At 62.9% G+C, this 12,681-nt stretch carries 7 protein-coding genes; 3 read left to right on the top strand and 4 right to left on the bottom strand.

Going from position 1 to position 12,681, the window contains the following annotated elements:
• Positions 1 to 102 precede the first annotated feature (102 nt).
• The 3 genes from lpdA to aceE form a co-directional block, all read right to left on the bottom strand.
• A complete protein-coding gene (lpdA, locus tag C0Z16_RS03025) occupies positions 103 to 1,878 on the bottom strand; it encodes a dihydrolipoyl dehydrogenase (protein ID WP_102630750.1) in 1,776 nt (591 codons plus the stop codon).
• A gap of 258 nt (positions 1,879 to 2,136) precedes the next feature.
• Positions 2,137 to 3,777 (bottom strand): dihydrolipoyllysine-residue acetyltransferase, encoded by a 1,641-nt coding sequence (gene aceF, locus C0Z16_RS03020; RefSeq protein WP_102630749.1) that lies wholly within the window; start codon positions 3,775 to 3,777, stop codon positions 2,137 to 2,139.
• 85 nt (positions 3,778 to 3,862) lie between these two features.
• Entirely contained in the window at positions 3,863 to 6,559 is a 2,697-nt protein-coding gene (gene aceE / locus C0Z16_RS03015) for a pyruvate dehydrogenase (acetyl-transferring), homodimeric type (protein ID WP_102630748.1), read from the bottom strand.
• A gap of 275 nt (positions 6,560 to 6,834) precedes the next feature.
• Between aceE and fixL the strand changes: the two genes are divergently transcribed.
• From fixL to folD, 3 genes are all read left to right on the top strand, one after another.
• Entirely contained in the window at positions 6,835 to 9,351 is a 2,517-nt protein-coding gene (fixL, locus tag C0Z16_RS03010) for an oxygen sensor histidine kinase FixL (protein WP_102630989.1), read from the top strand.
• Complete coding sequence (gene fixJ, locus C0Z16_RS03005; protein WP_064268952.1) at positions 9,348 to 9,995, top strand: oxygen response regulator transcription factor FixJ; 648 nt, start codon at positions 9,348 to 9,350, stop codon at positions 9,993 to 9,995. The genes fixL and fixJ overlap by 4 nt, the downstream gene beginning before the upstream one ends.
• Positions 9,996 to 10,297: 302 nt before the next feature.
• Entirely contained in the window at positions 10,298 to 11,158 is an 861-nt protein-coding gene (gene folD, locus C0Z16_RS03000; protein ID WP_102630747.1) for a bifunctional methylenetetrahydrofolate dehydrogenase/methenyltetrahydrofolate cyclohydrolase FolD, read from the top strand.
• Positions 11,159 to 11,506: 348 nt separating this feature from the next.
• Here folD and C0Z16_RS02995 read toward each other — a convergent pair whose 3' ends face one another.
• Positions 11,507 to 12,661 (bottom strand): acyltransferase family protein, encoded by a 1,155-nt coding sequence (locus tag C0Z16_RS02995; RefSeq protein ID WP_102630988.1) that lies wholly within the window; start codon positions 12,659 to 12,661, stop codon positions 11,507 to 11,509.
• Positions 12,662 to 12,681: the final 20 nt, after the last annotated feature.

Below are 12,681 nucleotides of genomic sequence, written 5' to 3'. Positions count from 1 at the left end.
CATTGCACGCTGGCTGTTCAAGTGAAAAACGGCGCGCCCCGCAAAGGGCGCGCCGTTTTTTTTCGCTGGCTCATCCGCACGAATGTGGATGAGTTCAACGCATTACTTCTTTTTCTGCGGCGGCAAATCGGTACACACGCCTTCGTACAACTCGGCGGCCATACCGATCGATTCGCCGAGCGTCGGATGCGGGTGAATCGTCTTGCCGATGTCCGTCGCATCCGCACCCATTTCGATCGCGAGGCACACTTCGCTGATTAGGTCGCCCGCGTTCAGACCGACAATCCCGCCGCCGATCACGCGATGCGTTTCCTCGTCGAACAGCAGCTTCGTGAAGCCCTCGTCGCGACCGTTGGCAATCGCGCGGCCAGAAGCAGCCCACGGGAACACCGCTTTGCCGTACTTGATGCCCTCAGCCTTCAACTGGTCTTCCGTCTTGCCGGCCCATGCCACTTCAGGATCGGTGTAGGCCACCGACGGAATCTGCAGCGCGTCAAAATATGCTTTCTCGCCGTGAGCCACTTCCGCGGCGACGTGAGCTTCGTGCACGGCCTTATGCGCGAGCATCGGCTGACCGACGATATCGCCGATTGCAAAGACGTGCGGCACGTTGGTACGCATCTGCTTGTCGACGTCGATAAAGCCGCGATCCGTCACCGCCACGCCCGCCTTATCCGCACCGATCCTCTTGCCATTCGGCGTACGGCCCACGGCCACCAGCACGAGGTCGTAGCGTTGCGCTTCGGCCGGAGCTTTTTTGCCTTCGAAGGACACGTAGATGCCGTCCTCTTTCGCCTCGGCGCCGGTGGTCTTGGTCTTCAGCATGACGTTCGCGAAACGCTTGCTGTTGTACTTCTCCCAGACCTTGACCAGATCGCGGTCGGCGCCGGCCATCAGGCCGTCGAGCATTTCGACCACGTCGATCTGCGCGCCGAGCGTCGCATACACCGTCGCCATTTCCAGCCCGATGATGCCGCCGCCGATTACCAGCATGCGCTGCGGAATCTGGCGCAGTTCGAGCGCGCCGGTCGAATCGACCACACGCGGGTCTTCCGGAATGAACGGCAGCTTCACCGCTTCCGAGCCCGCGGCGATGATCGCCTGCTTGAACCTGACGACCTTCTTGCCGCCTTCGCCCTGCACTTCCATGTGATTCGGATCGACGAACGCGCCGGTCCCGGTCACCACTTCGACCTTGCGCATCTTGGCCATGCCGGCGAGGCCGCCCGTCAACTTTTTGACGACGCCCGACTTGAAGTCGCGCAGCTTGTCGAGATCGATCTGCGGCTTTGCGAACGTGATGCCGTGGGCGCCGAGCGCTTCGGCTTCGTCGATCACCAGCGCCGTGTGCAACAGCGCCTTCGACGGAATACAGCCGACGTTCAGACAGACGCCGCCCAACGTGGCATAGCGTTCGACGAGCACGGTCTTCATGCCGAGATCGGCCGAGCGGAACGCAGCCGAATAGCCACCGGGGCCTGAACCGAGCACGAGCATGTCGCATTCGATGTCCGCCTTGCCGGAGAAGCTGCCCGCTTGTGGCGCGGGCGCGGGCGCGGCGGCTTGCGGTGCGGCAGCAGGCGCTTTTTCGGGTTCCTTCGCAGGAGCCTTCGGGGCCTCTTTCGCGGGCGCCGCATCCGCCGATGTCTCGACGAGCGCGATGATCGAGCCTTGCGAGACTTTATCGCCGGCCTTGACGCGGACTTCCTTGACGGTGCCGGCGGTATCGCTCGGCACTTCGATGGAGGCTTTGTCGGACTCGAGCGTCATCAGCGCCTGTTCGTTCTCGATGACATCGCCCGGTTTGATATTCACTTCAATGACATCGACGTCCTTGAAGTCACCGATATCCGGCACTTTTACTTCGACGAGACTCATAGTGTCCCCTTCTCTTATTGACCGTGATGAACGAAGAACCTGCAAAGTTCCAGCCCAGCAGCGGGCAGCACGGCAGACAGAATCAACCTTTGCCGTCCGCCCAGGGACGCGCCTCTCCTTTGCCTGCTTTTCTTTGGAAGACAAAGAAAAGTAGGTGCAGCCCCGCCCAAGGGCGACGCTAATAGACCGACACGAAAGCAGGTTCTACAGAAACGCGCGGATAACCGGCAACAGCCAGCGCCCCGCGCAACACCACAATCAAAGAATCACACGCCGGAAATCGGCAAGAAGCGCCCCAAGATACGCATTGAAGCGCGCAGCTTCAGCCCCATCGATCACGCGGTGGTCATAAGACAACGACAGCGGCAGCATAAGCTTCGGCACAAACTGCTTGCCGTCCCACACCGGCTTCATCGCACCACGCGACAGCCCAAGAATCGCGACTTCAGGCGCATTGATGATCGGCGTGAAGTTCGTGCCGCCAATACCGCCCAGCGACGAAATCGAGAAGCAGCCGCCTTGCATCTGATCCGGCTTCAGCTTGCCATCACGCGCGGCCTTCGACAGATCGGTCATTTCCTTCGCGATCTCGACGAGGCCCTTCTTGTCCGCGTCCCGAATCACCGGAACTACCAGACCGTTCGGCGTATCGGCGGCAAAGCCCACGTGGTAGTACTGCTTGAACACGAGGTTGTCGCCGTCGAGGCTCGCGTTGAATGTCGGGAATTTCTTCAGCGCCGACACCACGGCCTTGATCACAAACGCCAGCATCGTGATCTTCACGCCGGCCTTTTCGTTTTCCTTGTTCAACTGCACGCGCAGCGCTTCGAGTTCTGTGATGTCCGCTTCGTCGTTATTCGTGACGTGCGGAATCATGACCCAGTTGCGATGCAGGTTCGCGCCGGAAATCTTCTTGATGCGCGACAACGGCTTCGGATCGATCGGACCGAACTTCGTGAAGTCGATCTTCGGCCACGGCAGCAGGTTCAACTCGCCTCCGCCAGCCGCGGCGGGCGCAGCCGCACCGGCCGGCGCCGCGCGCTGGCCCGTCATGACGCCCTTGATAAAGGCAGTCACGTCGGCTTGCGTGATGCGGCCCTTCGGTCCCGTGCCTTGCACTTGCGTCACGTCGACGCCGAGTTCGCGCGCGAACTTGCGAACCGAAGGCGACGCATGGCTCGTGCGACGCGTGCCGCCTTCGCCAGCCGGAATCAGCGGCGCTTGCGCGAGTGCCGACGGCGAAGCCGGAGCGGGCGACGGCGTAACCGGCGCGTCCGACGGCTTTTCGGCTTGCTGTTTCGGCGCGGCAGCAGGAGCCGCAGCCGCAGCGCCGCCTTCGGCTTCCACCACGACGATCACCGATCCTTCGGACACCGTATCGCCAACCTTGACCTTCACTTCCTTGACGACGCCGGCGGTCGAGCTCGGCACATCCATGGTCGCCTTGTCGGACTCGAGCGTCACGAGCGACTGCTCTTTCTCGACGCGATCGCCGACCTTGACCGCGACTTCGATCACGGGAATGTCTTTGTAGTCGCCGATATCCGGCACCTTGACTTCCTGCAGACCGCCGCCGCTTGCCGCGGGCGCCGGCGCCGCGGCCGGTGCGGGCGACGGTGCAGGCGCAGCGGCAGGCGCTGGCGCGGCAGCGCCGCCTCCAGCACCATCCAGCACGACGATCAGCGAACCTTCCGACACGTTGTCGCCAACCTTGACCTTCACTTCCTTGACTACGCCGGCCGCCGAACTCGGCACGTCCATGGTCGCCTTGTCGGACTCCAGCGTAACGAGCGATTGCTCTTTCTCGACGGTATCACCCGCCTTGACCAGCACCTCGATCACAGGAATGTCCTTGTAATCGCCGATGTCCGGCACCTTGACTTCGATCGCTTGACTCATTGTTAGTGTCTCCTGGGCCGCGCACGCGCCTGCCCCTGTCGATCAGGAACAGGCGCGCACGCCGTGGCACACGGGGAATGATGCCTTAGACGGTCATCGGGTTGGGTTTGGCGGGATCAAGGTTGTACTTCTTGAGCGCCTCGGCGACGACCTTGCGTTCGATCGTGCCTTCATCTGCCAGTGCGTTCAACGCGGCAACCGTGACCCAGTAGCGGTCGACTTCAAAGAAGTGGCGCAGCTTTTCGCGTGTGTCCGAGCGGCCGTAGCCGTCCGTGCCCAGCACGACAAAACGTTGCGGCACGAATGCGCGGATCTGCTCAGTCAGCGCCCGCACATAGTCGGTGGAGGCGATGACCGGACCAGGCGCGTCCTTCAGCAGCTTCTCGACGTGCGAGAGCTTCTTCTGTTCGCTCGGATGCAGCAGGTTCCAGCGCTGGACTTCGTGGCCTTCGCGCGCGAGCTCGGTGAAGCTCGGCACGCTCCACAGGTCGGCGGCGACGCCCCAGTCGTTCTTCAACAGGTCGGCGGCGGCGATCACTTCATTGAAGATCGTGCCCGCACCCATCAGCTGAACGCGCGGCGCCTTCTTGTCGGCTTCGGCCCTGCGGAACGCGTACATGCCCTTGATGATGTCCGCAGCCACGCTCTCGCCCTGCGGAATCGCCGGGTGCTCGTAGTTCTCGTTCATCACCGTGACGTAGTAGTACACGTCTTCCTGCTCCGCGACCATGCGGCGCAAGCCGTCCTGCATGATGACCGCCAGTTCGTAACCGAACGTCGGGTCGTAGCTGATGCAGTTCGGCACCGAAGCGGCCCACAGCAGCGAGTGGCCGTCTTCGTGTTGCAGACCTTCGCCGTTCAACGTCGTGCGGCCGGCCGTGCCGCCCAGCAGGAAGCCGCGCGAACGCATGTCGCCCGCGGCCCATGCGAGGTCGCCGATGCGCTGGAAGCCGAACATCGAATAGAAGATGTAGAACGGGATCATGATCTCGCCGTGCGTCGAATACGACGTCGCGGCCGCGATCCAGTCCGACATGCCGCCGGCTTCGTTGATGCCTTCCTGCAGAATCTGACCGGTTTCCGACTCACGGTAGAACATCAGCTGGTCGGAATCTTCCGGCACGTACTTCTGGCCGTCCTGGTTCCAGATGCCGATCTGACGGAAGAGACCTTCCATACCGAACGTACGCGACTCGTCCGGCACGATCGGCACGATGCGTTTGCCGAGCGCCTTGTCCTTCAGCAGGATGTTGAGAATGCGCACGAACGCCATCGTCGTGGAAATCTCGCGGCCTTCGCCCGTGCCCTTCAGAAGCGGCTCGAATGCGGACAGGTCCGGCACCGGCAGCGACTCGGCCTTCTGCCGGCGCGCCGGCAGATAACCGCCGAGTTCCATGCGCTTCTGGCGCATGTATTCGAGTTCTTTCGAACCTTCTTCGAACTTGAGATACGGCACATTGACGAGGTCTTCGTCGGCGATCGGCAAACGGAACTGGTCGCGGAATTTCTTCAGCTGCTCCACCTGCATCTTCTTCTGCTGGTGGGTGATGTTCATCGCCTGGCCGGCTTCGCCCATGCCGTAGCCCTTGATCGTCTTCGCGAGGATGACGGTCGGCTGGCCCTTCGAATTCGACGCTTCCTGGAATGCCGCGTAGATCTTGTGCGGATCGTGGCCGCCGCGATTCAGATTCCAGATTTCCTCGTCGGACCATTCGGCGACCAGCGCCTTCAGTTCCGGCGTGTTGAAGAAGTGTTCGCGAACGAAGGCGCCCGACTCCGACTTGTACGTCTGATATTCACCGTCGACGACTTCCATCATCCGGCGCATCAGCGCGCCCGACTTGTCGCGCTGGAACAGCGCATCCCAGCGGCTGCCCCAGATCACCTTGATGACGTTCCAGCCTGCGCCGCGGAATTCGCTTTCCAGTTCCTGGATGATCTTGCCGTTGCCGCGCACCGGTCCATCGAGGCGCTGCAGGTTGCAGTTGATCACGAACACGAGGTTGTCCAGCCGTTCGCGGCCGGCCATGCCGATCGCGCCGAGCGATTCCGGCTCGTCCGTTTCGCCGTCGCCGAGGAAAGCCCAGACCTTGCGGCCTTCGGTCTTGGTGATGCCGCGCGCCTGCATGTACTTCATGAAGCGCGCCTGGTAGATCGCCATGATCGGGCCGAGGCCCATCGACACGGTCGGAAACTGCCAGAAGTCCGGCATCAGCCACGGGTGCGGATACGAGGAGATGCCCTCGCCGCCCACTTCCTGACGGAAGTTGTCGAGCTGGTTTTCGGTCAGACGGCCGAGCAGGAACGCGCGCGAGTAGACGCCCGGCGACGAGTGGCCCTGCACGAACACGAGGTCGCCGCCATGTTCAGCCGACGGTGCGTGCCAGAAGTGGTTATAGCCGACGTCATACAGCGTGGCCGCCGACGCGAACGACGCGATGTGGCCGCCGACGTTGGTGTCCTTGCCGGCGCGCAGCACCATCGCGATGGCATTCCAGCGAGTGTACGAACGGATGCGGTGCTCGATGTCCTGGTCGCCGGGGATTTTCGCCTGGCGGGCGACCGGAATCGTGTTGATGTACGGGGTGTTGGCGGAGAACGGCAGATGTTCGCCATGCACGCGGGCAAACTCGATCTGCTTCTCGATCAGGTAGTGGGCACGGTCGGGGCCAACAGCAGAAATCACGCCATCCAGCGCTTCAAGCCATTCGCCGGTTTCCTGGGGATCGTCGTCTTTTTCAGCGGCGACATATTTCATGACTTCGTCGGGTACAGCGGACATGCTCGTCTCCTGGATATAGAGGAACGCTCTTTGAACAGACGACGCGGACGAAGCACGGCCGCGGCAGCTTCGGCCGATTGTAATAAGGGTCCCGACGTCCGCGCAACAAAATTTTCGAATTACGAGATCCATTCTCATAATGCGGAAAATTGTTGCGGCGCAACCTGGTTTGACTGCCTTTCGACGGATACGCGGGGTAGTGTGCGCCGATTAACGGCACCTTCCGTGATTTTTTGCGCCATTTGGGAAGTACGCGCTGCGCTACAATGCCACGCATGTTGACCGAACGGCTTTTCGCTCGCTCGGCGCGCACCGCCGGTTCGCCGGGCGATTCGACGCCGTCCTCCCGCTGGCACCATGGACCATGGTGGTCGAATTCCTATTTGCTGACGCCGCTCCTGTCGATCCTGGTTTTCCTGGTCGTCATGAGCCTGATTTTGTGGAGTCTGAACCGGCGCGAGCAGCAACAGCAGGAAGATACGCTTTACCGTAACGTCGCCTGGGCGCAGCAGCAGATCCGCCTGTCCATGACCGGGGCGCAAGAACAGATTCAGGCTCTCTCGCGCGACCTCGTCGCCGGCCGCTCCGATCCGCATTCGTTCCAGGTGTCCACCACGGACATCATGCAGGGGCATCCCGAGATCCTCTACATGAACTGGTACACGAGCCAGCAGCAGCCGCGCTGGCCCAATACCGCGCTGCCCGTGTTCGGCCAGCGTCTCGCCAAGCCGAACGACGCGCAAATGGACGAAGCGGTGAAAGCCGCCTTCACCGAGGCGCGCAGCACGCGCCGCCAGGTGTATTCGCCGCTGATTTACGACGACCTCGGCAACGGCTACATCACGCTGCAAACGCCGGTCTATCGCGACCGCGATTTTCTCGGCTCCATCGCCGCCGTGTTCTCGGTCGAAGGCATCCTGAAGCACGACATCCCGCCTGAACTGTCGGCCAAGTACAAGATTTCGATCATCGACGCGAACAATCGCGAGTTGACCACCACGTCGACCCGCCCGCGCCTGCCGCGCGACATGTTCTACGATCTGCCGCTCGATCCGCCGGGCCAGGGCGTATCGGTGCGCGTCTACGCGTTCCCGCAGATGACCAACTTCACCAACAACACGCTCGTGTGGCTGGTGGCGGGTCTGTCCTGCTTCGTGTTGTGGAGTCTGTGGAGCTTGTGGAAACACACGCGGCAGCGCTTTGAGGCGCAGCAGGCGCTCTACGCCGAAGCGTTTTTCCGCCGCGCGATGGAAAACTCCGTGCTGATCGGCATGCGTGTGCTCGACATGCATGGTCGCATTACTCACGTCAATCCGGCGTTTTGCCGCATGACCGGCTGGGACGAAAGCGACCTCGTCGGCAAGACCGCGCCGTTCGCCTACTGGCCGCGCGACGCTTATCCGGAGATGCAGCGCCAGCTCGACATGACGCTGCGCGGCAAGGCGCCCTCGTCGGGCTTCGAATTGCGGGTGCGCCGCAAAGATGGCTCCACATTCCACGCGCGTCTCTACGTCTCGCCGCTGATCGACAGCTCGGGCCGCCAGACCGGCTGGATGTCGTCGATGACCGACATCACCGAGCCGAAGCGCGCGCGCGAGGAACTCGCCGCCGCACATGAGCGCTTTACGACCGTGCTTGAAAGTCTCGACGCCGCGGTGTCGGTGCTCGCCGCCGACGAAGCCGAGCTGCTGTTCGCCAACCGCTATTACCGGCACCTGTTCGGGATTCGACCGGACGGCCACCTGGAACTGGCGGGCGGCGGGTTCGATAGCGCACAGGCGTCGTCGGATTCGATCGATATGGTGGATACCTACGCCGGCCTGCCTGCCGCCGCGTTGACCGGGAGCACGGCCGACGCGCAGGAAATCTATGTGCAAAGCATCCAGAAATGGTTCGAAGTGCGCCGTCAGTACATCCAGTGGGTGGACGGCCATCTCGCGCAGATGCAGATCGCGACCGACATCACCACGCGCAAGCAGGCGCAGGAGCTGTCGCGCCAGCAGGACGAAAAACTGCAGTTCACGAGCCGTCTGATGACGATGGGCGAAATGGCCTCTTCGCTCGCGCACGAGCTGAATCAGCCGCTCGCCGCGATCAATAACTATTGCTCAGGAACCGTTGCACTGGTTAAATCCGGTCGGACAACGCCTGACAATCTGCTGCCCGTGCTCGAAAAAACCGCTCAACAGGCCGTGCGCGCCGGCATGATCATCAAGCGCATTCGCGAGTTCGTGAAACGCAGCGAGCCGAAGCGCCAGGCCACACGCGTCGCGGACATCGTCGCGGACGCCGTGGGTCTCGCCGAAATCGAGGTGCGCAAGCGGCGCATCCGCATTGTCACGGATGTGCGTTCGCGGCTGCCGGTGATCTATGTCGATCCGGTGCTGATCGAGCAGGTGCTGGTCAACCTGCTGAAGAACGGCGCGGAGGCCATGGCCGAAGCGCGCCCCAATGCCGTCGATCCGGTGATCCGCGTGGTCGTGCGGCTGGAGAGCGGCTTTGTCTGCATCAGCGTCGTCGATCAGGGTCCGGGGGTTGACGAAGCGACAGCGGAGCGGCTGTTCGAACCGTTTTACAGCACCAAGTCCGATGGTATGGGCATGGGGCTGAACATTTGCCGTTCGATTATCGAATCGCACCGCGGCCGTCTGTGGGTGGTCAACAACGTCGAATCCGACGGCCACATCACGGGCGCCACGTTCCATTGCAGTCTGCCTATTGGAGAGCCTGACGGCCCGAGCAACGGCGGGTCAGAGGCGCCGACACCACAAACCGTTACGGGAGAGCTATGAACAGCCCAGTCACCACACAGGAAACTGTCTTTGTCGTCGACGACGACGAGGCCGTGCGAGATTCGCTGCGCTGGCTGCTGGAGGCGAACGGCTACCGCGTGCAGTGCTTCTCCAGCGCCGAGCAGTTTATCGACGCGTGGCAGCCGCACCAGCATCCGGGCCAGATTGCCTGCCTGATTCTCGATGTGCGGATGTCCGGCATGAGCGGACTGGAATTGCAGGAACGCCTGATCGCCGACAACGCGTCGCTGCCGATCATCTTCGTGACGGGTCACGGCGACGTGCCGATGGCCGTGTCCACGATGAAAAAAGGCGCGATGGACTTCATCGAGAAGCCGTTCGACGAAGCCGAGTTGCGCAAGCTGGTCGAGCGCATGCTCGACAAGGCGCGCAGCGAAAGCACGAGTGTGCAGCAACAGCGCGCCGCCGCCGAGCGTCTGGGCAAGCTCACCGCGCGTGAGCATCAGGTGCTGGAGCGCATCATCGCGGGCCGCCTGAACAAGCAGATCGCCGACGACCTCGGCATCAGCATCAAGACGGTCGAAGCGCACCGCGCGAACATCATGGAAAAGCTCAACGTCAACACGGTCGCCGATCTGCTGCGACTCGCGCTGTCCAACAAGCCGCAGCAACCCGCACAGTAAGCGCCAGCGGCGCGCTTCGCACAACTCCCGAGGCCGCCGTCCACCATCGGCCGAAAGGCCGGACTATCCAGTGCGGCCTTTCGGCCGCTCCTCCCTCGCTATCTCTTCATTGGGGCAAGCGCATCCGTCGATCGGACGTCATCGGCATGGCGGCGCACGCCGGTATAATGACGGACTTTGCAGCGGCGCCTAGCTCCGATTTGCGTCGCGCGCTTTTCACGTGCCGACTCGTTCCGGGTGAAAAACGCCATTGTGCCCGGCACGCCCTGCTCTGCTTTCCATACTGTCCCTCTCGACCGACCATGACTGCCAAACTGATCGACGGCCTCGCCCTTTCCAAGACCTTGCGCGCCGACGTCGCCGCCCGCGCTGCCGCCCTGACCGCCCGCGGCCATCAGCCGGGGCTCGCCGTCGTGCTGGTCGGCGACAATCCGGCCAGCGAAGTGTACGTGCGCAACAAGGTCAAGGCGTGCCACGACAACGGTCTCGGCTCATCGCTCGACCGCTATCCGGCCGACCTGCCGGAAGCCGAACTGCTCGAGCGTATCGACGAACTGAACCGCGATCCGCTCATCCACGGCATTCTCGTGCAACTGCCGCTGCCCCCACATATCGACAGCCATAAGGTGATCGAGGCTATCGCGCCTGAGAAGGACGTGGACGGCTTTCACGTCGCCAATGCCGGCGCGTTGCTGACCGGGCAGCCGCTGTTCCGGCCGTGTACGCCCTACGGCGTGATGAAGATGCTCGCAGCTTACGAGATTGCGCTGCAAGGCGCGAATGCGGTGGTGATCGGTCGCTCGAACATCGTCGGCAAGCCGATGGCGCTGTTGCTGCTCGCGGCCGGCGCCACTGTCACGATCTGCCACAGCAAGACGCGCGACCTGGCCGCGCACACACGCAACGCCGATCTGGTGGTCGCCGCCACCGGCCTGCGCAACATTCTCACCGCCGATATGGTGAAGCCGGGCGCGGCCGTGATCGACGTCGGCATGAATCGCGACGAAGCCGGCAAGCTGTGCGGCGACGTGGATTTTGCGGGCGTCAAGGAAGTGGCCGGCTACATCACGCCGGTACCGGGCGGCGTCGGCCCGATGACCATCACCATGCTGCTCGTCAACACGATCGAAGCGGCGGAACGCAAGGCCGCGCAGAAGGCCTGAGCTAAAAAAGAAAGCGTGGGGCATTCCCCCGCCCCGCGCTTTCAACTCGCTTCGCACTACGCTCTTAACCCAGCTCCTGCATCAGTCTCAGCCGGTCAATCGCCTCACGCTTGTCGTGCCCGCTATCGAGCGGACTTCTCGCCTTCCCGGCCCGCTCTCTCTCGTCTCACTCCCAGCCTCACCGGCAGAACGCTCGTCGCCTCGCTTTCAACCGACACCTCTCGCTTCGCGCTCCGGCTTGGCCCTGGCCAGCCCTGCTCAGCCCTGCCTCAATATCGTTGCCTGTCGGTCCGACGCGCCCCGCGCGCGCGATGCGGTTAGCCGCGATGGCATAGACACCCCACCCGCTCAGCGCGCGGTTTCGCGCGCGGCCTGCTCGCCTGCCAACATGCTGTCGGCACACGCTGTCCGCCGTCGCGCAAGACGCCCGCGGCACCACGTCAGCACCGGCCGCTCGACGCAGTGCCACGACAAAGCCGCGCACAGCAGGATGAACGGTGCGGCAATCAGCACGGCCGTCACATGGCTCAATTGCGGCGCGATATTCGCGACGCATTGCTGCACGACGAAGCCATACAGATAGATGCCATACGAGTAGTCATGGCGCGGCACGAACCGCCGCAACAGCGGCGTCGTCCCGACCCACAGCACGCCGCACACGAAAGCCAGATAGAACAGCGGCTGGGCGCCGGCCGTGTCGCGAAATACCAGGAACACCATCGTGAACGCGAGCGTCGTCAGACCGCCGATACCGATCCGCGCACGCAAGCCATACAGCAGGATGCCGAGCATGAAGAACGGCTCCGGCCACAACGAATAGCCGGCCGGCGTCTCGCTGAAGTCGCGCAGACTGATCTGCACGAGCGGCAGCGAATGCGGCGTCAGATTCGGCGGCAAGTGCACGCGCAGAACGAACAGGGCAGTACCGAGCGCCGCAGCCAGCACGGCGCCGCGCGGGCTCGACAACAGGCCCAGCATGCCGGTCACGAGCACGATCAGATAGCAGCGCACCTGGAGCGGCAGCGTCCACAACGGGCCGCAGACGTCGACGGGAAAACGGTTGTGCTCGAACACGCCCGGCAGCGCCCAGCCGGTTTTCATCACGATGGTCGAAAAGTTGTCGAGGTTCGCCCACGTCATGCCCGAACTGAAATACTCGCGCAGCGGCAGCGTCGTAAAAAGCGGCCCGACGATGAACACCGTAACGAGCGATCCAAGCGCGACCGCCGGCCACAGGCGCGCAATCCGCAGCACAGCGAAGCGCGGTACCGAGCGTTGACGGTCAAAACTGGCGGTCACCAGCATGCCGCTCAGCAGGAAAAACGCGTAGACGCCGAGCGCGGCGAAACCGTCGAAACCGAGCGCGTTGTGGACCCAGTCGGTTATCCCGTCCGGCGCCTGCAGCAGATACGAATGGCCATACACGACGGCCACGGCGGCCACGAGCCGCACCAGGTCGAAGTTGTTGCCGTTGCGCGAAAGAGCGTGCGAAAGCGGATTCATCGGTACCTCTGACAGGAAAA

This window comes from Paraburkholderia rhynchosiae (genome assembly GCF_002879865.1).
GTDB classification, from domain to species: domain Bacteria; phylum Pseudomonadota; class Gammaproteobacteria; order Burkholderiales; family Burkholderiaceae; genus Paraburkholderia; species Paraburkholderia rhynchosiae.
This window is presented reverse-complemented; position numbering and strand designations above follow the sequence as displayed.

Bases quoted from the DNA above. Each gene is read 5' to 3' on its own strand.
- lpdA (WP_102630750.1), bottom strand. From the start codon at position 1,878: ATGAGTCTCGTCGAAGTAAAAGTGCCGGATATCGGTGACTTCAAGGAC.
- aceF (WP_102630749.1), bottom strand. From the start codon at position 3,777: ATGAGTCAAGCGATCGAAGTCAAGGTGCCGGACATCGGCGATTACAAG.
- aceE (WP_102630748.1), bottom strand. From the start codon at position 6,559: ATGTCCGCTGTACCCGACGAAGTCATGAAATATGTCGCCGCTGAAAAA.
- fixL (WP_102630989.1), top strand. From the start codon at position 6,835: ATGTTGACCGAACGGCTTTTCGCTCGCTCGGCGCGCACCGCCGGTTCG.
- fixJ (WP_064268952.1), top strand. From the start codon at position 9,348: ATGAACAGCCCAGTCACCACACAGGAAACTGTCTTTGTCGTCGACGAC.
- folD (WP_102630747.1), top strand. From the start codon at position 10,298: ATGACTGCCAAACTGATCGACGGCCTCGCCCTTTCCAAGACCTTGCGC.
- C0Z16_RS02995 (WP_102630988.1), bottom strand. From the start codon at position 12,661: ATGAATCCGCTTTCGCACGCTCTTTCGCGCAACGGCAACAACTTCGAC.